This is a genomic window from Paenibacillus caui (genome assembly GCF_019904135.1).
Classification (GTDB): domain Bacteria; phylum Bacillota; class Bacilli; order Paenibacillales; family Paenibacillaceae; genus Fontibacillus; species Fontibacillus caui.
Genome location: NZ_JAIOGQ010000047.1, coordinates 1 through 19,493, shown reverse-complemented (window position 1 = coordinate 19,493; position 19,493 = coordinate 1). Strand labels below are relative to the sequence as shown.

Annotated in this window: 16 protein-coding genes, 1 riboswitch and 1 other annotated feature; of the genes, 8 read left to right on the top strand and 8 right to left on the bottom strand. The window is 41.1% G+C overall.

Going from position 1 to position 19,493, the window contains the following annotated elements; all coding sequences use genetic code 11:
- The first annotated feature begins 76 nt into the window (after nt 1-76).
- From K7397_RS19905 to K7397_RS19875, 7 genes are all read left to right on the top strand, one after another.
- A complete protein-coding gene (locus K7397_RS19905; RefSeq protein WP_223070367.1) occupies nt 77-961 on the top strand; it encodes a decaprenyl-phosphate phosphoribosyltransferase in 885 nt (294 codons plus the stop codon).
- Between the two features lie 41 nt (nt 962-1,002).
- A complete protein-coding gene (locus K7397_RS19900) occupies nt 1,003-1,326 on the top strand; it encodes an EamA family transporter (RefSeq protein ID WP_223070366.1) in 324 nt (107 codons plus the stop codon).
- Nucleotides 1,316-1,630, top strand: coding sequence for an EamA family transporter (locus K7397_RS19895; RefSeq protein ID WP_223070365.1), 315 nt, complete (start codon nt 1,316-1,318; stop codon nt 1,628-1,630). Before K7397_RS19900 ends, K7397_RS19895 begins: the two co-directional genes overlap by 11 nt.
- A gap of 16 nt (nt 1,631-1,646) precedes the next feature.
- Nucleotides 1,647-2,927, top strand: a complete 1,281-nt coding sequence (locus K7397_RS19890) for a DUF6080 domain-containing protein (protein WP_223070364.1) — start codon at nt 1,647-1,649, stop codon at nt 2,925-2,927.
- A gap of 131 nt (nt 2,928-3,058) precedes the next feature.
- Nucleotides 3,059-3,826 carry a hypothetical protein gene (locus K7397_RS19885; RefSeq protein ID WP_223070363.1) on the top strand — a complete coding sequence of 256 codons (768 nt, stop codon included), beginning with the start codon at nt 3,059-3,061 and terminating at the stop codon, nt 3,824-3,826.
- Between the two features lie 645 nt (nt 3,827-4,471).
- Complete coding sequence (locus K7397_RS19880) at nt 4,472-6,751, top strand: amidase family protein (protein ID WP_223070362.1); 2,280 nt, start codon at nt 4,472-4,474, stop codon at nt 6,749-6,751.
- Between the two features lie 142 nt (nt 6,752-6,893).
- The gene (locus tag K7397_RS19875; protein ID WP_223070361.1) at nt 6,894-7,370 is read left to right on the top strand and encodes an Lrp/AsnC family transcriptional regulator; all 477 of its coding nucleotides are present in this window, start codon (nt 6,894-6,896) and stop codon (nt 7,368-7,370) included.
- Nucleotides 7,371-7,445: 75 nt separating this feature from the next.
- Here the strand turns inward: K7397_RS19875 and K7397_RS19870 are convergent, their stop codons facing one another.
- From K7397_RS19870 to K7397_RS19850, 5 genes are all read right to left on the bottom strand, one after another.
- Nucleotides 7,446-8,966, bottom strand: coding sequence for a malate:quinone oxidoreductase (locus K7397_RS19870; protein ID WP_223070360.1), 1,521 nt, complete (start codon nt 8,964-8,966; stop codon nt 7,446-7,448).
- Between the two features lie 232 nt (nt 8,967-9,198).
- On the bottom strand, nt 9,199-10,881 hold the full coding sequence (gene leuA / locus K7397_RS19865; protein ID WP_223070359.1) for a 2-isopropylmalate synthase: 1,683 nt from the start codon (nt 10,879-10,881) through the stop codon (nt 9,199-9,201).
- Nucleotides 10,882-10,960: 79 nt separating this feature from the next.
- Nucleotides 10,961-11,225: a binding site (T-box leader), on the bottom strand.
- Nucleotides 11,226-11,377: 152 nt separating this feature from the next.
- Complete coding sequence (locus tag K7397_RS19860; RefSeq protein WP_223070358.1) at nt 11,378-12,007, bottom strand: type 1 glutamine amidotransferase family protein; 630 nt, start codon at nt 12,005-12,007, stop codon at nt 11,378-11,380.
- 82 nt (nt 12,008-12,089) lie between these two features.
- Complete coding sequence (locus K7397_RS19855; protein WP_223070357.1) at nt 12,090-13,052, bottom strand: helix-turn-helix transcriptional regulator; 963 nt, start codon at nt 13,050-13,052, stop codon at nt 12,090-12,092.
- A gap of 132 nt (nt 13,053-13,184) precedes the next feature.
- On the bottom strand, nt 13,185-13,883 hold the full coding sequence (locus K7397_RS19850; protein WP_223070356.1) for a Crp/Fnr family transcriptional regulator: 699 nt from the start codon (nt 13,881-13,883) through the stop codon (nt 13,185-13,187).
- Nucleotides 13,884-13,997: 114 nt separating this feature from the next.
- On the opposite strand from K7397_RS19850, the gene K7397_RS19845 reads away from it, so the two are divergent.
- Nucleotides 13,998-14,342, top strand: coding sequence for a DoxX family protein (locus tag K7397_RS19845; protein ID WP_223070355.1), 345 nt, complete (start codon nt 13,998-14,000; stop codon nt 14,340-14,342).
- A gap of 116 nt (nt 14,343-14,458) precedes the next feature.
- Here the strand turns inward: K7397_RS19845 and K7397_RS19840 are convergent, their stop codons facing one another.
- From K7397_RS19840 to K7397_RS19830, 3 genes are all read right to left on the bottom strand, one after another.
- Nucleotides 14,459-15,832: an amino acid permease gene (locus K7397_RS19840; protein WP_223070354.1), complete on the bottom strand. Its 1,374-nt coding sequence runs from the start codon at nt 15,830-15,832 to the stop codon at nt 14,459-14,461.
- Nucleotides 15,833-16,068: 236 nt separating this feature from the next.
- Nucleotides 16,069-16,149: riboswitch (glycine riboswitch) on the bottom strand.
- Between the two features lie 255 nt (nt 16,150-16,404).
- Complete coding sequence (locus K7397_RS19835; RefSeq protein ID WP_223070353.1) at nt 16,405-17,178, bottom strand: hypothetical protein; 774 nt, start codon at nt 17,176-17,178, stop codon at nt 16,405-16,407.
- A gap of 98 nt (nt 17,179-17,276) precedes the next feature.
- The gene (locus tag K7397_RS19830; RefSeq protein ID WP_223070352.1) at nt 17,277-19,418 is read right to left on the bottom strand and encodes an AAA family ATPase; all 2,142 of its coding nucleotides are present in this window, start codon (nt 19,416-19,418) and stop codon (nt 17,277-17,279) included.
- Nucleotides 19,419-19,493: the final 75 nt, after the last annotated feature.

The window sequence follows — 19,493 nt, the reverse complement described above, 5'->3', positions numbered from 1 at the left end:
GGTGACTTCCTCCATTCTGGGGTTTTTGGTTTGGTCACCGAAAAACTTCGCCAAATTGGGGTGAAGTCCCTTTTTTATGCCTGAAAATCCTTGTGGCTCAAGGGCTTATATTACTGCAAAATGCTCATTTAAAGAAATGCGTCCTAATCAATGGAGTAAAAATCTACTTGTATTTTCTGCCTTATTGTTTTCTCTTCAGAAAATTACAATTACTAATCTATTCCATTTATTGATTGGTTTTATTTTATTTTGTTTTATATCAGGTTGTGTCTATATTATTAATGATTTCTATGATAGGGAAGCCGATCAAAAACACCCCATTAAAAAAGAACGTCCCATTGCTTCTGGTATGTTAAATTCAACTATTGCTCTTTTTTTTGCTTTCTTTTTATTTTTTTGTTCTTTTGTTATAGCCCTTTTCCTTAATGCATCATTTTTATTAATTCTTCTTTGTTACTTTATACTGAATGTAGCTTATTCAATAAAACTTAAGCATGTTGTAATAATTGATATTATGTCTATTGCTGCAGGATTTGTTATTAGAGCTATAGCAGGTGGTTTTGTTATTATCACACCATGGTTTCTGATGTGTATCTTACTCTTATCTTTGTTCCTTGCTATTGGAAAACGAAGACACGAGTTATTTTTATTGAGAGAAGGGGACACACACAGAATAGTTTTGAAAAGGTACTCAATTCCTTTGCTAGACCAGTTAAATAGTATAGTAACCACTTCAACTATACTTTGTTACTCATTGTTTACGTTTACTTCTGGACGAACTCAATATTTAATGTTGACAATTCCTTTTGTTATATTTGGAATATTTCGCTATCTTTATCTGATTCATATTGAACAGAAAGGAGGAGCGCCTGATAAAATCCTGTTTGAAGATAAACCTATCCTAATTACTGTTATTTTATATGTAATCACATTAGTCATTATTTTTTCTGTTTTTGAATAACATTATTTCCTACTAATAATTATAGAAAGGAAGCTAATTAAATGTACAAGCTGCTCGTTAACGGAAAGTCATATATGATTTTTTCTTCCCTATTCACAGCAATAGGTCAACTCTATTGGAAATGGGGAAGCATAAATATTTTTTATCTGATACTCGGTTTTGGATGCTATGGTATTAGTTCAATATTTATGTTTAAATCCTTTTCCATTGAAAAACTCTCCGTTGCCTATCCGTTATTGAGTACGAGTTATATTTTTGCATTATTAATTGGCTATTTCTTTTTACATGAGTCTATCGATTATAAAAAAATTATAGCCGTGATTTTATTAATAACAGGAATAGCTATTTCATCCTATGACAAGTAAAATTTTAGCACTTATTATTATGATGACACTGTTAGGTTCTATAGGTGGCGTTTTTTTTAAGATGGGAGCAACACAAAAGAAGACAAAATATATATTTGGTGGGCTGCTAAGTTATGGCTTAGGATCTTTGTTAAACATTTATTTACTTAAGAAATTACCTTACACAGTTGTAATGCCTGCCAATGCGTTTACCTTTATTTGGACATTATTTTTTGCCCGTTGGTTTTTTAAAGAGAAAGTTGGCAGATACCAAATTATTGGGATAGTAGTTATCACGACAGGAATATATATTCTAGTTAATTAGCTTTGGAGGTCTGACAATGAATTTTATTAGTTATTATTTAAATTCAAAAAAAGATATTTGTAGAGCAATTTTAATATTTTCCAGCTTTTATATCTTTTATTTTTTCATAAATATTCCATATATATTATTTATGTCGGAACATACAAAAATATTAAGTGAACATAACCCTTTTTATGGCGTTCCGTTTGGATTAAATCTATTTAATTTTGATCCGTCTATGTATTATGGATTCAATAACTCTTCTATTATTCATCCACTTTTTAATATAGTAACAGGTACTTTAACCATGATAGCTAAACTTTCAGTAGGCAACCTGTTATTTCTTTTTATTCAATCAGCTATAAATTCTTTATCTGTTTTGTGTTTGTATTTTTATTTACAGAAATGTAGCTCAACTTATTTTATCCCGCTTATGATTGCGATTTTCTTTGGTATTAGTTCTTATAATATATTTACAGCTTTTATTCCGGATTCCTACCCATATGCACAATTAATTTTAATCATTTCTGTTTTGTATTTACAGTATAGTAGAAAATTAGATAAGACACGAACCCTTCCCTCTGCAATCTTGTTACTTTTCAACTTTTCAATCACTTCAACGAATGTTTTACCAACTGCCGGAGCCTTGTTTTTTAATTTGATTAGTAAACATTACAAAAAAACAATATTAAAATTTTTAGTAATCCTTTCTGTGTTTTTAACATTGGTAGTAATATTAACAATTGCTCAAAATATTATTTTTAATAAACATTCTTGGATCAATAATATCAGCAAAAGTATTAACAATGGCGGGTATAGTTACGTTGGAACATTTTCTTTTCAACAGCACTGGAAAGCTATATATATGTTAGTAATAAGTCCAATATTGACTCCTGTCATTGCTATGGTTGATCCTAAAATTGTTGCTTTTGCTACAGACCTAAATAAAAGTTATCCAATATATGTTTCGATTACTGGCTTTACCATGATAGTTGCTGCCGGTTTGGGCTTTTTAATAAAAATAAAAACCAGAGAGGCCTGGGTCTTATTTATGTATCCAGCTTTCGCTTTTTCGCTACATATTTTGGAAGGATACGGACTAAAAGCATTTAATTATGACATGTATTTGTACGCTGGTCATTATTTGTTCGCATTCTTTCTTCTATGCGGACTATTTATCACTAGCTTAAAAAAAACAAAATTTAGAACCAGTGTTATAGCCATATTGCTGCTATGCATTGGGATTACAATTTACAATAATGTTATTTTGCACACAAAAACATTAGCTTATATTAAAAATTTTTATGAGATTTTATAGTCTCTGATCCCTTTTAAATGAACAGTAAGACATTGTTGTTACAAAGGTATTTTTTGATCCATCATTTAAAAGAATTTTAAAACAAACTAAAAAGGAATATATATTAAAGAAAAAGAAATATTATCCTTTTTTTGAAAAATATTGATAACTTTGCAAGTAAAGAGGAACTAGAAGTTGTTAGTACAGTTCAAAAATATTTTAATGCTGAAAAAAATCATGATTTAACAACAATGCTTGATGTTTCTACTGATAGTTTGTACCCAGATAAAGAAACAAAAGCACATTATTTGGGAGAATCTGCAAAGCAAATAATATCCTTTGAAGTTTCAGACGTACAAAAAATATCTGGTAGTGAATATACTGCGAACATCGATGTAACTTACGATGATAATGAAGATTACCCTAAATACCCTATCCATATTATTAAAGATGCCGGGACATGGAAACTAAACCTAGAATTAGTTGCATTCTTTAAAGATAGTAATGGTAATTGGAATTATGAAATTGTTAATTCTTCACCAATCCAATCTATTAACACAATTACTGCCGCTTCTACTGTTGCAGTTGGTGATTGGACTTCAGGGATTTCAGCTGGAAGTTCAACGTATGTAGGACCAGAGTTTACTTATAACGCACTCTACAACTTGACAATTAGCGGTTGGCAGCAACCAGTTTCTGATTACAGTGAAGAACCATACATTGAATATGATCTTATGTTAAAAACCGGAAGTACAAGTTACAGTCAAGAAAGTGCATTATCTTATTACGGTACTGTATATCAATCAGGAGAATGGTTCAGCATGCAATTCAATAACACTTCAGCAGGTTCTACTTATAGAGTTTTAGTAAAGAATATTGGTTCTATAAGTAGCAAGGGAGCATTTAATATATACAATTAATTAGGTAATTATTAATTACTCTTAAGATTTATAGGAAAGAGGCCCTCCTTAATGTGATAGGCTCCCCTTATAGTAACAGGTTAAATAATCAAACCTGCTGCTGTGAGGGGATCTTTTTCATACCAAAAGTACAATATAGTGCGTCAGAGAAACTCGCCGTTCTACAAGAAAATTGAAAGTGATCAGATTGGCGTTAAGGCTGCAGCTAAAAAATACGATATTACCAAAACAACCTTGGCAAAATGTAACGACTATAATTGCCCCGTCGGCGCCGGTGTGAAAATGACCCACCCCGTCTAGAAATATATTGCTGTAAATGACATCGTTTGGATCAGAGTTTACCATAGTCAATGATACCCTTATGTTAGGTAAATTAACTTTTTGTAGCCTGTGAATTCGCCGCTAATTTGATAAAAAGCGACGGATTCCTCTCCTAAAATATGCTACTTATTCATATACTTCGGTGTATTTTTGTCATTAACTGTATGTTGTTTTTAAAATACCTTGTTCTCATGCAGCTACAACAAGAATAAAGGATCGAAAACTTCTGATGCCTAAGAGGCGAAAAACGCCAAAATGCAAACTGTTTAATATTATCATACTGTTGTATCATGTTCGAAATAAACGTAACTGGAGGTTCTGCATTTGCTCAAAAAATTAAAAGTTTACATGAACCTATCATCAATTTCGGACGTAAAACGATCCAAAGGCGTGTCCATTTCCCGTCTTACAAGAACCGTCGCTAGGCGCCTTGTACCTGTGGCGATCATTAGCGCGCTCCTCTTTACGGGCCCACTGCCTGGGACTTCGTTTGCGGCAAGCGATGTCGATGTTGTCGACCTCGGTGTCGTCAGGCTGGCCGATGCTTTGGAAGCCGGGGAGATTACCAGCGTTGAGGCCGTCCAGCAGTACCTCGACCGGATCAAAGCATATGACAAAGAGATCAACGGCAAACCGGGCTTGGGCACCATCGTGACGCTCAACGAAGATGCGCTCGCCCAAGCTGCCGAGCTTGACGCCGAGCGTGCGAGCGGCAAGGTTCGCGGCCCGCTGCACGGCATCCCCGTTCTCGTAAAGGACAACATTAATACGGCCGATATGCCTACCAGCCATGGCAATCAAGCTCTCGCGACCTATCAACCGCTGGAGGATGCGACTGCCGTCAAGCGGCTGAAAGACGCAGGAGCAATCATCTTAGGGAAGACGAATATGGCCGAGTTCGCCATGTTCTGGGACACCGTCAGCTCCGTCCACGGCCGGACATATAACCCGTACGACCCCGAGAAAAATATCAACGGGTCCAGCGGCGGCACGGGCGCCGCGGTTGCCGCGAGCTTTGCGGCGATTGGCCTCGGAACCGAGTCTTGCGGCTCCATTACCGACGTCTCCGCGTTTACGAACCTAGTTGGCTTCCGTCCGACGATCGGGCTCGGCTCCATGGCGGGGGTCGACTACAACCCGCTCGGCGATGCGATTGGACCGCTTGCGCTGTCGGTCCAGGACGCGGCCGTGCTGCTCGACGTGATCGCCGGAACCGATCCTAAGGACCCCTGGACCGCCAATGCGGATGCCAACAAACCGAAATCGTATGTCGATTCGCTGTCTGATACGTCTCTCAAGGGCGCGCGGGTCGGGTACGTAGTCGCGCCGTTCGGCGGGTACGACTTTATCCCGGGTACAGAATCCGATGCCACCCTCTCGGTTGTCGACAAAGCGGTCGCCGAGCTGGAAGCTCAAGGCGCCACGGTAGTAAAAATCCCGCTGAATCGGAGCTGGTGGAACACCTACGCCCCAGCGGACGCATCTTATTGGGCGACAACCGGACACGAAGATTACTTCGTACGCACCAAAGCGGAGTGGCCCGCGGGTTTGGCCGCACTGACCGAGCCTTTTGACAAAATCAACTTCGGCGACATCATCGCCGGCAGCCCCAACATGGAGAAAACCGCTAAAGAATGGGTGTCATGGGATGACAACCAGCCGCGCGACCCCGTAGGCTTCCCGGCCGCAGTCGACGCCCGGAAGAAGTTCGCGGAAGGCGTAGACGGAATTTTCTCCGGATACCAGCTCGACGCACTAGCATATCCGACCGTCGCTGCTCCGCCAGCGAAGGTCCACGAAGACCCGGCCGTGCTCATCGACCCCGAACAGGTCGGAACCCATTGCGGCTGGGCTAACTACACCGGACGCCCCGTTGTCACCGTACCGGCCGGGTTCGCCGATGACTTCCCGGTCGGGATCAGCTTGCTCGGTTCGAAGTACGCTGATGCCGAGCTGCTCAGCCTTGCTTACGACTTGCAGGAATCCACACGGAACCGCAAGGCGCCTAAGCTGACACCTTCGTTGCTTGCAGGGGTTTCATCTGGCGCCAATCCGGAGCCGGCTGCGATGCTTGAAGATATCAAAGAACATTGGGCGGAGGTGCAGATCCAGGAAGCATTCAGTAAGGGACTTGTAACGGGCGATCCGGATCGGAAGTTCCGCCCGGATGAACCGATTACACGAACGGAATTTATCGGGTTGCTCGTCCGAACGCTGCAGCTGCAGAGCAGTAACAACGGGCTGAGCTTTACCGATCAGGCGAATATTCCGGAATGGGCGAGGGAGGAAATCGCGGCAGCGGTTCATCTCGGTATCGTTACTGGCTACGAGGACGGGACATTCCGTCCGAATCAGTCAATTACTCGCGCGGAGATGGCTATACTGCTCGGGAAAGCGGCCGGCTTGGCACAAGACCAACGAGCGGAGCTTGTGTTTACCGACAGCGATGAAATCCCTGAATGGGCGTCGGCTTCCGTCCTGGCCGTGACGAAGGCGCAGCTGATGAACGGGCGAAGCGAGAACCGTTTCGAACCGACCGCCGCGTCGACACGGGCTGAAGCGGCAGTGATTCTGGAACGGTTGCTGGGACTCAAGTCTGAATAGTTATGAATAACGAAACGAAACATAGCGAAGCTGCCGATTTTTCGGGCTTCGCTTTTCTTTTTTGTGAAAATAATTGTTATTCTAATTTCAATACGATAAAATTAGACAATCTACATAATCAAATTCATAAAGGTGAGTCACTATGACAAAAGCTGCGAATCATGAATACGTTCCTGACGAGGTAGATCATCAACTCATTCGAATATTGACCAACGACGGACGCATTTCATATCGGGAGCTAGCGCAAAATGTATCGTTGTCCGAGACTCGGGTACGCGTTAGAATTCAACGACTGATCCGGGAAGGGTACATTCGCATCGTAGCGATTCCCAACTTAATCAAATTGAATGCAACCCAAATAGCCATGCTCGGCATCCAGGTGTCGGGTAATATCGAAAAGGTCGCCGACATTCTTGCCGAGTACGAACAAATCACGTTTCTGACGATCTGCGCGGGAAAGTATGAGATTATCGTTGAAGTAGCCTACCAAAACACAAACTCCTTACTGGAAATCATTCAAAAAATTCGCAGCATTCCTGACGTCAAGAACACGGACTCATTTGTGTATTTGAAGACGTCGAAGTCGCTGTATTCGGCCGACCCTGGAATCATGAGGTAGTGAATAAAAATTCAAAGGAGCAAAACAAATGTTCTGCTCCCCCGCCTTGGCCTGATTCCTGGTTAGCAAACTTTATTAAGTCAATACAGGAGTCTTTTTCTCATGCTCCCATACACCATTAGTTAGACCAAGCGACCGCGCTGTTGAAGTATGAATTTCATGCATAAGTTCCGGGTTTTCAGGCAGTGACACACCATAAAAAGGAATCATTTCTTTTATTTTCGGTTCCCACGTTTTTATATATTGCGGGAAGCATTTTTCTATGACCTCAAGCATGACGGAAACGGCGGTAGAAGCACCCGGAGAAGCGCCGAGCAATGCAGCTATCGAGCCATCAGCGGCACTAATCACTTCCGTGCCAAATTGAAGCGTTCCTTTGCCGGCAGCCGTATTTTTGATAATTTGCACACGCTGGCCCGCTACCACTAAATCCCAATCTTCGCTTTTGGCGTTCGGGACAAAATCCCGTAAAGCTTCCATGCGCTGCTCTTTCGATAACATCAATTGCTCGATCAGATATTTTGTCAATGAAACGTTTTTTACGCCTGCCGCCAGCATCGTGACGAGATTATCTGGTTTTACAGAAGTTAACAAATCAAACACAGACCCGAATTTTAAAAACTTTGGTGAGAACCCGGCAAACGGTCCAAAGAACAACGATTCTTTCTTGTCGATGAATCTTGTGTCAAGATGCGGAACAGACATGGGAGGAGCCCCAATTGCAGCTTTACCGTATACTTTGGCATGATGCTGCGCTACAATATCCGGTTTCCGGCACACCATAAATAGTCCGCTTACCGGAAATCCTCCAATGCCTTTTCCTTCAGGAATACCAGATTTCTGCAGCAAATGCAGGCTTCCTCCCCCGCCGCCGATAAAGACGAATCTCGCCGTGTGGCGTCCTACGGTACCACTATCCATATTCCGCACTTTCAATTCCCACGAGCCGTCGCTCGTACGTTTAATATCATCAACCTGATGTTTGAACTTAATATCAACGTTCTTACTCTTTAAGTAATCAAACAATATGCGCGTTAAAGCGCCAAAGTTGACATCCGTTCCCGATTCGATCCTAGTTGCCGCTATGGGCTGATTCAATGCCCGGTCTTTCATCATAAGCGGAATCCATTCCATCAGCTCAGCCGGGTCATCGGAAAATTCCATCCCTTGAAACAGAGGATGGTCTGATAGCGCTTTAAATCGTTTTTTTAAAAACGTTACATCCTGTTCCCCTTGTACAAAACTCATATGAGGCACTGGCACGATAAAGTCCCGCGGATTGCGTATCCGATTACTGTTTACCAGATAAGACCAAAACTGCTTGGAGAACTGATACTCTTCATTCACTTTTATAGCTTTGCTAATATCGATGGATCCGTCCGGTTGTAGGGCGGTGTAGTTAAGCTCGCACAGTGAAGAATGCCCCGTTCCCGCATTATTCCATTCGTTAGAGCTTTCCTCTCCTGCGCTCGCGCGCCGTTCAAACACGGTGATTTCCCAGTCTGGCACTAATTCTTTCAGCAGTGAACCCAAAGTCGCACTCATGATTCCGGCACCAATTAAAATAACGTTGGTTTTCGTTTGTCCGTTGCTCATTTTTACCATCCTTATACCCTACGATTTGCAGAAAGGATGTAAGGCGCTCCTGCTTAGGCGCAACAGCCAGTAAGAGCGCGAGCTAGTCACACACCTTTTCTGGATCAATTATGACCTAATCTTAGTGTATCACTATTGGTTGTAGATTTTAATATTTATCTAATTTTTTATAGAAACACTTTTTGGATACCCAGGATTTTATCCGCCGGGAGAAGTCATTTATGATGCGCTTCTAACCGTTAGCGCTGTTAGTGGTATTACGGCTAAATTGATTCACAGCACTAAACAGAGCTTTTACAGATGAGGTCATAATATCCAAGTCAATGCCGCAACCCCAATATACGCTGCCGTCTGAAGCCGTGATACCGATATAAGAGACAGCTTGTGATTTAGAGCCTGTTTCCAGAGCGTGCTCTTTATAGATCAAATCGGTATAATTCATTCCCATATAGGTTTGCAGAGCATTGCTGATCGCATCGAGTCTTCCGTTTCCGGTGCCTTCAATTTCCTTGACTTCATTGCCGATCCGTATAGTGACGACGGTTTGAAAATCTTCATTGTCTGTAAAGCGGTATTTGACAAACTCGACAGGTGTCTTTATATTCACATATTCCTTCAAGAAAATATGGTATATTTCATCGGGCATCAGTTCCTTTTGCCGATGATCCGATACGTTTTTAACGAAGTATCCAAAGTTTTCGCGCATTTTCGCCGGGAGATCGAGTCCGTACTTCATCTGCAGCACGTATCCGATCCCGCCTTTGCCGGACTGGCTATTAATGCGGATAATATCGCCTTCATACTCCCTGCCTATGTCCTTGGGATCAATCAGCAGATAAGGGACCGACCAATGCCGGGGCTCCTTTTCCTCGCGCCATTTCATTCCTTTAGCAATGGCATCCTGATGCGAACCAGAGAAAGCGGTGAATACCAGCTCACCTCCGTAAGGATGTCTTTCGCCTACTCTCATTTTGGTCAGTTGTTCATAAACGGCGATGATCGCAGGGATGTTCTCAAAATTCAGCTTCGGGTCTACCCCGTGTGAGTACATGTTTAGAGCCAGCGTCACAATGTCTACGTTCCCTGTTCTTTCCCCGTTTCCGAACAAAGTGCCTTCGACGCGCTGGGCTCCGGCCAGCACCCCCAGCTCCGCATCCGCCACACCTGTTCCCCTGTCGTTATGCGGATGGAGCGACAAAATAACATGCTCCCGGAACTTCAGGTGCTCGCTCATATACTCGATCTGGCTGGCGTAGACGTGGGGCATCGACATGGATACCGTTGCAGGAAGATTGATGATGACTGGGTTCTCCGCCGTCGGCTGCCATACGCCGAGCACGCTGTTGCAGATGTCTAGCGCAAAATCAATTTCTGTACCTGTAAAGCTTTCCGGTGAATACTGGAACTGAAAATTCCCCTCCGTTTCCTCTGCGCACTGCTTTAACAGCTTTGCGCCGTTCAAAGCGATCTCGATAATTTCTTTTTTGGATTTGCGGAATACCTGTTCCCGCTGCGCGACGGATGTCGAATTGTACAAATGTACTACGGCTTTTTTCGCGCCTTTCAGCGCTTCAAAGGTTTTGCGGATAATATGCTCCCTCGATTGGGTAAGCACCTGGATCGTTACATCATCCGGAATCAATTCCTGCTCGATCAATGTCCGCAAAAAGGTGAACTCCGTTTCCGATGCTGCGGGAAATCCGACTTCGATCTCCTTGAATCCGATATCTACAAGCAATTTGAAGTATTCCAGCTTTTCCTCTAAATTCATCGGAACGATTAATGCCTGATTTCCGTCGCGAAGGTCGACGCTGCACCAAATCGGCGCCTCTGTAATATATTCCTTCCGGGTCCAATTCAAGCTTGTCTCCGGCGGCATAAAATATCCTCTGGTGTATTTTTTAACATTTTTCATGGATATCCTTCCCTTCATCAATTTCCTGTGCTTATCTGCCAAAGATCGGACGCGCAAAAAAAGCCTTTCATCTCCACTAAACAGAGACGAAAGACTTTGACATCTTACGCGGTACCACTCCGAATTCATGCCATAGTCGGCATGCACTCTACGGACACGGGTTTGCAAAAACGGACAAACCTTGTATCCTCCTGAAGATAACGGTCAGGCTCCGGCTCCACTTACTTTACTGGTTCAGTGAGCAACTCCAAGGTGAGTTCCGATTTTCTCCACGGCTGTTTCACACCGTCCAACAGCTCTCTGTTCGCTTGGAAAACCGTACTATTCCTTTTCAACGTATTTTAAATATTTGAAACAATGCTATATCACCAATACGATGGTGTCAAGTGTAATCTGATCTGATCTTTCACATATAACGAAAATGTGGTCATCAGAATATCGGAGTATAAGTGCGATTTTTTCTATATAATCAAGTAATTTTGGGTTTACTTATCAGCTATTTGATAGAATTCATTAACTCGAAGAAGTATTTGGGTTCATGAGTCTGATAAAGATTGAACCATGAATGTAATGTTTCTGGTGCAAATACATCCAGCACCTTCAATACATGCATCGCAAATTCCAACGGAGCTATTCCTGATGCAGTCACTAAATTCCCATCAGTTACTGCTGGTTCCATTTCATAGTATTTTTCTCCAGTATAATTAGGACAAATCATTTTCATATATTCTAGATTGTTGCTTGTATGCCTTCTTGAGTCTAGCAATCCCATCTTGGCAAGTCCCACTGTTGCACCACAAATCGCCGCAACAACAGTGCCTTCTTCTAAAGATTTAGAAACTTTCTTCAATATAGGTTCGTGAATTGCTTCTATCCAGGTATTTCCGCCCGGAAGAACTAAAACATCAGTACTGTCCAAAATACACTCATCCATAGAAATACTAGGTAGTATTTTCAATCCTCCCATTGTAGTAACAGGATTTTTATCAACGCCTACTGCAACCACCTCTAAAGGCGCTAATTCTTTTTTAAAATACCTTCCCGAGTTTAGTTCCGCAATTAAGTAACCTACCTCCCAGTCTGACATAGTATCAAAAACATAAAGGTACACTTTTCTCGTATGCATAACACACACTCCTTTTGTAATGGTTTAATCGATATGCCCTATTATAAAAAAACTTTACTGACATCCTCCGTCAGTAAAGTTTTTAAGCTTGATAATAATCAATTAACTCATACAGAACTTCAATTAGCTTTTGCTTTAAACTTATGGGTTCAATTACTTGAATCGATTTGCCATAGGGTAAAAGTAAATACGGTACATACGTATGAATTGCTTCTTCTTCTAGTAGAAATGTCACCTTCTTTGAAGTCCGTTCTTTAAAATGATGTCCTAAAAACCAATGCTCGCATAAGCTATCCAACGCACTTGTCTTACCACCAACAACTAAAGGCATAAGTCCTTGCTTATCTTCTACTTCTGGAAGCAGGCTTTTCCTAAAAAATTCACCTGCCGAAAAAAACTTTGGACGATTGAAGGTACTTTCTGTTTCAATAATACGGATAATTCGCCCCACTCTAAAACTGCGAATTTCATTCCTTAGATGACAAAATGCAATGACATACCAGTTATTATTCCAATAAATAATTCCATATGGATCAACAATCCTACGCTTAGGTTGCTCTTCACGACTTGTATGGTATTCAATTTCTACAGATGATTCGTTTACTATACCTTGCTCCAATTTCTTCAATATTGGCTCCAAAGATGATTTTCCAATTGGACTTATGACTTCAAGCCCTTCCAAATGTTGCTTGATCATTCTTTCCTGCTCTTGATTTGAATACATTTTTAGCTTTGCTGTTGCTCTGTTTAATGCCTCTCCTAAAAAATATCCAGCTTCTTCTGCAAAAACAGCAGCATGAAGTAATGCGGTTTGCTCATCAACATCAAAAAGAAGAGGACTTTCAATAAAATTATTCAACAGGGTATACCCCCCATTATGACCTGTGTCAGATATAATCGGTACACCACTGGCAGAAAGTGCATCCATATAACGGTAAACAGTCCTTATATTAATCTCTAACTTTTCAGATATTTGTTTGGCAGTAATTTTCCTGCCTGAATTCAGCATCCATAGAATCGCCATCATATTGTCAATTTTAGACATAATATTTCACCTCATTATTCCGCTCTATACGAACGTGTTCATTTCCCACGATCTACGGTCACAGTTTGAAAGGTGTCTTGAGGATATTGGCTTGCAACTAATTATGTTACATATCTAATTAACGGTAAGTTTTTATCTACATGTAGAAAGCGCATCTTGTAAGCGTCTTTGATGTATCCAATAATTTCCTCTTATCCCCTCTTTACGTACTATACCTTCTGAAACCAACTGACTTAATATTGAAGTTACGGTCTCTCTCAAACTCCCCGTCATACTCGCTAATTCCTGATGCGTGATACCAATTTCCAATTGTACCCACTCCGAATCAACCAATTGATTCGACCCGAATTTACCCAAAAGCTTATTCAGCAAAAACAGAAGCCGCTTTCGCACGCTTCCATAAGCCATATACTCGAGCATTTCCTCGACCTCTGTTAACCTTGCTGTTACGATATCGATATATTTTAAAGCAAGTTCTGATTTTTTACTGATTATCTCGTGGAATTGTTGCCGGTCTATCTCGCAAATGATGGATTCTTCCATCGTCACGGCGTACATATGAGACCCGGTTTTAAAGGAGGTCATTTCTCCAAAGACATGCCCTGTCCTTAGAATATCAAGTGTCAGTTCCTTCCCCTCTTCTGTCAGTTTATAAATACGAACCTTCCCTGATTTCACAAGGTACAATACCTTTGCCTCCAAATAAGGAGATGCAACTACGGCTCCCTTTCCATGTGTATGGATCGGTGTTACAACGTCCAAGCGCCTTAATTCCTCTTCGCTAAGTCCACTAAACCAATCAATTCTGGATAAATATTTAATCCTTTCCAAATACCTCTTCCTTATCACTTTGTATTCTAGACTACATACATCAATGGTTTACTTCAATTAGACTATCTTTGGAAGTAAACATATAACTGGGTAAAACAAAGGAGCGAGCGACAGATGGAACAAACTTGGGTCATCCTATTTCAATTCATATTAATCGTTATGTTTTCAATATCCGCTTCGTTAAAGTTGTTTCAGACTCCTTCAATGGTTCATCACTGGAACCAATACAAATACCCCATGTGGGCAATGTTTGTTGTTGCCGCTGGAGAATTGATAGGCGTCTTGATCATGATAACAACGATCTGGATTCCGGGGAACAAGGACTACGCAGCCGCTCTATTTATTGTTCTAATGCTGGGCGCTGTTCATGCCCATCTTGTTCGTGCCAAGCATAAACCAATCATGGCGGTAAATGCAATATTAATGCTTGGTTTATCCGTTAGCTTGCTGTTTCAGTAGGTTGGGGCTAGTTGTGGTACGGTTCACCCCGCTAGGGGGAACTGCAAGTTGTCAGATCCCAAGCAGAAAAATACGCACCGACTCCATGAGAAGTCAATGCGCTCATAACAGCAAAGCTATTTGATGTTCTTCGCTATTTTGCTGCTTTTTTCCTTTTTGCTTCGAATCGAATGCAGCAGGAATAACAGAATAAACCATAGAGGGGTGAGCAATAAAGCCGGACGAGTTTCTTTAGCGATCAGCATGATGATGAGAATCGCTGCAAACAACGTCAAGACCACATAGTTAATAAATGGCGTGAAGGGTGCCTTGAATTTGGATTTGGCCTGTAATTCCGGCCGGGTCTTCTTATACCTAATATGGCAGACGAGAACAACGCCCCAAACCCAAATAAAACAAATGGCACTTATGGTTGTCACGATTCCAAAAGCCTGCTCCGGAATGAGTTTGCTCAAAAGAGCGCCAACGGATATGACAAGCGTGGAGATGAATAACGAGTTCCCGGGTACATGATTTTTATTCAGTTTGGCAAATTGAGAGGATGCCTGGCGGTTCTTGCTCAAATTATAGAGAATTCGGCTTGTCGAGAACATCCCGCTGTTGCAAGCGGAAGCGGCTGAAGTTAACACGACAAAATTAATAATCCCTGCGGCAACCGGAATTCCTACTAAAGTAAAGGTTTTAACGAATGGACTTTCTGCCGGACTGAGCTCCGTCCATGGGTTAATGCATAGCAGGACGAGAAGCGCGCCAACGTAGAAAAATAAAATCCGTAGAGGAATTTTATTAATAGCCGATGGAATATTTTTCTCCGGATTGGATGTTTCCGCTGCCGATACCCCCACTAATTCCACACCGACATAGGCGAATACAACCATTTGAAAGGAAAATAAAAAGCCTGAAATGCCGTTCGGAAAAACTCCCCCGTGTTCCCAAAGGTTTGTTACCGTCACCGATCCTGCATCCGTCTTGAATCCCATGACCAGCAAAACGACTCCGGTACCGATTAAGGCGAGAATCGTGATCACTTTGATTAAAGCAAACCAAAATTCCAGCTCTCCGAAATTTTTTACAGTTAACAGATTGAGTCCCAATAAAATGATTAAGCAGACGATAGCAGGTACCCATTGCGGGATATCGAACCAGTACTGCACATATACGCCAACAGCAATCACATCAGCCATAGCCGTCATGATCCAGCAAAACCAATACGTCCAACCGGTGATGAACGCGGCCCGAGATCCAAGATAGTCTTCGGCAATATCCGTAAACGATTGATAACCCGCTTTAGACAACAGGAGTTCTCCCAGCGCCCTCATCACGAAAAACACGGCGATCCCCACGATCAAATACGTAAACATGATGGATGGGCCTGCCTGTTGAATCGCTTTGCCCGATCCCAAGAATAATCCCGTACCAATAGTGCCGCCGATGGCGATGAGTTGAACATGCCGATTTGCCAGCTCTCTTTTTAATTCTGGTTGTGCCATACTTAGTTCCCCCTTATGAATGCAATACATTGGTGCCAATAAGAAGAAACGCCTGACGGCGTCTTTTAAGACGCAAGTACGTTTCTCGTAAAAATATAAGACCAAACGATAGGCGCGAAGCTTATATAGTCTTATATTTAAAAAAAAGAGATTGGATGTCCTCCAATCTCCCGGTTCATAAGAATATCGAATCATACTTGTCCTGCTGACAACGATCAGCATAACAAATACATATCCAGTACTCTTCTGTCCTTTTGCCTGAGATTGTGAACCCTTCGGCGCCGCGGAATTTCCGCGGTCTCTCCAGAAGCTGCTCCTGCTATAGTGTGACCCCATAGCAATCATAGCTTGGTAACTATTTAGTTAATTAAGAGGTAATGCTTTTCTGATATTTTAACATATTACTTGCGATGTTAGCATTTTATCTGTGACGAAAATCACAACAACTTTTCTAACCCTCTTGGGTTTAAGGCTACGCCCTGTTAAAAATGAGGTTACTTGTGGTAGGATTCTCTGTAACGGTCATAACGAAAGGAGCATGCCGCGGCTGCTCCTTTCGTCACTTATTTGAATCAATCCCGTTCAGATAGGACAATCTGCTTTAACTGGATGACCAGGCTCTTAAGCTCCTGCTCCTGTTCCAAAAAGGCGCACAGCGCCTGGATAAGCGGCCGCTTTAGCTGCGGCTGGGCAATCTCAGCGCCTAACAGATGAATAACCTCTTGTAGATCCTTCCGCCGAGCGCTCCCGTTAGGCCAGACCTCCAGTGCAGCCGTCACTCTGCCAAGCAGCTCCTCAGCAGCCTGCTCTCTTTCCCTCCGCCAGTCGTCCGAGCCCATGTGGATGAAAGCGTCGTAAGAACTTTGCCCGAGCAGTGCCTTCGAGCCTGCTCTTGTCATATGTGCGGCGAGCGCATCCAACTTATCGACGATAAACCAAGCCGTATCTTCAATCGACAACGGCTTCACCTCATAAAGGATGCGCAGCAGATAATCCTTAAGAATGGCACGGTATATAAAGACCAGATCCCACAGAAACGGCTCAATTTGCGAACCATAAACTTCTAGCAGCCAAGCCTTGTGCCACTCCATCATACGGCCGCGAACATGATTCCGAAGCGGACGGAAGGTAGCATCCTGTGTAATAGGGAGCTCCGTAAACTCAACCAAAATACGATTGAATTCGATAAAATACTGATAGCGGAACACAATCTGCTTGACGAGCCCTTCCTTGGGAGTCCCCGTCTCTGTTTTCTTCAGATGCTCTGCCCGGTCAAAATACGCCGTCTGGCACTCATCGAATACGTGGCAGAATAGGTTCTCCTTCGAGGGAAAGTATTTGTACACCGAGCCCTTGGCAATGGAGCAGTCCTCCTTTCCGGATCGGGTTGGCTACCACTACGCTAGATCACGGGGGAATTCCTTGTCAAAGGGTTTACACAAAATTATTGATAGACCCCATTAATAAAATATTGAAATAGATCTAATTGACCTTTAGGTCTTGTATTATAAAGTACGTCCTCTTTGAAATATTTATTTAATGCAACGAACAAGGGTGGGACGCTATCTAGTTCACCATCTTCTATTAATTCACTAAACTTTTTCATATATACTTTTGACAATTCTGATTTTTTATCTTCTATAAAATTAATAAATTCTATTTTTTTGGCCTCTGCCTCAATGGAACTGGAAAAAATAATACTGTTTTCCCCTCGCAAATTTGTAAATTTTAATGTATCTACAAATGTATACTCATCATAAGGTATATCAACTATTTCTTTCGAATGTTTTTCAATGACCTCTTTCAGAGAACTGATCCAAGTTGATACATGTAGAACATCTTCAATTCTTGTAACTGAATATTTTTGACCTGGTTGGTAATTATCAAAATTCACCAATTCAACTTCGTTTGTAACATCATTTTTTTGTAAGCGTTTAAGTTGTATGTCACCTGATCTATCTTTTAATAAATCTGTATTGTCCCTCACATTATCATCTGTATCAGTTAAACATAGTACCTTCTTTCTACTGCTTATCTTACTTTCAATTTGTAATGGCATAACTAATAGCCGATATAAATTCCTAACATTATCTATACCACCAACAGGAATTATCTTAACCTTAGAGGGATCTACTAACGTCTCTAGATATCGTTTATCTGTACCACCTTCACAGATAATCATATGCTTAGCATTATTCTTTTTAATATAAGTGTTAAGACTAATCGCTAAATCATAAAGGCTTTTTAATTGAATATCATCTGGGAAATGTTCCTTTTGGTCCAGGTAATTATAAAAATTAAAGACTGAGAATCTATTTTCCCCTTTATAGTTGCCATCCGCTGATATATGTAATAAAGTGCCATTTTCAATCACTGGTAATATACCGTACCAGTGTGTTGTTACTAATACTTGATTGCCAAAAGTATTGGACAATTTCTCTAGTCGTTCAAACTGCTCAAAACAGTGTGTTATATCTTGGGAAATCTCGGGCTCATCTATTGCCAAAATTACGTTTCTACCGGTTGATTCCTTTTCTATTCCTCTATTCTTTAGAAATGCGTAAACAATATCTATTAGAGCTCTTCTTTGTTCCCCAGAACTTAATTCTGACAATTCTTTATCAGAAATTTTTAGTGTTCTTTTTACAAAATAGGCATCTAAGATATTTTCTAGTATATCTGAAGGTCTTATATTTTGTTTTTGATTTTTTTTAGCCTTGTACTCATATTCTTCATCTACTTGTTTAATCGTTTCATTTATCTTTTCTACAAAGGTCGCCATCTGGCTATTAATATGATCAATAAATGACTTACTTTTGCCATCTACATTTATTTTATTATCCAAAAACCCTTCAATTCTTCTTACAACATCTTGGTTCATTATTTTTTGCATCTGAATGTTTTCAATTTTCAATGTATTATGAGCGTGTTGCTCAACAGGTATATAGATATAGTTGTAGTAGTTTTCAATAGCATAATTAATGTTATCTAAATCACTAACCTGTAAAGATTTCAAGCCACCAGAAAAGGGTTTATTGGTACTTTTACTATCAGTATTTTTACCTATCGAAATTAAATAAAATTTTTCATAGTGTGTACTTTTTATTCTGCTTTTTCTTCTAATAAATTCCTGATTATACGGTGTTTTTGTAGCACCTTTAAAATAATCATCAGATTCATTCCATAAAAATTCACTAATCGTATTAATTCCAGCTATAACCTTGCTAGATTTCCCCTTAAACTCACTTGTGCTTTCAATCCAGCTATCAAATGACTGCTTTTCAATAAGAAATACAGGCGAAACAAACATATCATCCTTATTTTTACTGCTTTTATTTTCATTCCATACACCTTGTTTAAAGAAAAAGTTCAACGCCTCTAAAATGGCACTTTTTCCAGTACCATTTTTACCAACTATAGTTGTAAATTTATACTTTTCATTCTCATTGATATGTACATATTCGGTCTGGGAATACGACTTATACCCATTAACAAATAACCCATAAATCATTCGTGTAATATCCCCTTTACTAATTGAGCATTTTGCAGTAATATAAGCCCTTGAGCCACAAGGATTTTCAGGCATAAAAAAGGGACTTCACCCCAATTTGGCGAAGTTTTTCGGTGACCAAACCAAAAACCCCAGAATGGAGGAAGTCAC

Coding starts and splice junctions, on each gene's coding strand:
- K7397_RS19905 (WP_223070367.1), top strand. CDS start 77: ATGCCTGAAAATCCTTGTGGCTCAAGGGCTTATATTACTGCAAAATGC.
- K7397_RS19900 (WP_223070366.1), top strand. CDS start 1,003: ATGTACAAGCTGCTCGTTAACGGAAAGTCATATATGATTTTTTCTTCC.
- K7397_RS19895 (WP_223070365.1), top strand. CDS start 1,316: ATGACAAGTAAAATTTTAGCACTTATTATTATGATGACACTGTTAGGT.
- K7397_RS19890 (WP_223070364.1), top strand. CDS start 1,647: ATGAATTTTATTAGTTATTATTTAAATTCAAAAAAAGATATTTGTAGA.
- K7397_RS19875 (WP_223070361.1), top strand. CDS start 6,894: ATGACAAAAGCTGCGAATCATGAATACGTTCCTGACGAGGTAGATCAT.
- K7397_RS19870 (WP_223070360.1), bottom strand. CDS start 8,966: ATGAGCAACGGACAAACGAAAACCAACGTTATTTTAATTGGTGCCGGA.
- leuA (WP_223070359.1), bottom strand. CDS start 10,881: ATGAAAAATGTTAAAAAATACACCAGAGGATATTTTATGCCGCCGGAG.
- K7397_RS19860 (WP_223070358.1), bottom strand. CDS start 12,007: ATGCATACGAGAAAAGTGTACCTTTATGTTTTTGATACTATGTCAGAC.
- K7397_RS19855 (WP_223070357.1), bottom strand. CDS start 13,052: ATGTCTAAAATTGACAATATGATGGCGATTCTATGGATGCTGAATTCA.
- K7397_RS19845 (WP_223070355.1), top strand. CDS start 13,998: ATGGAACAAACTTGGGTCATCCTATTTCAATTCATATTAATCGTTATG.
- K7397_RS19840 (WP_223070354.1), bottom strand. CDS start 15,832: ATGGCACAACCAGAATTAAAAAGAGAGCTGGCAAATCGGCATGTTCAA.
- K7397_RS19830 (WP_223070352.1), bottom strand. CDS start 19,418: ATGCCTGAAAATCCTTGTGGCTCAAGGGCTTATATTACTGCAAAATGC.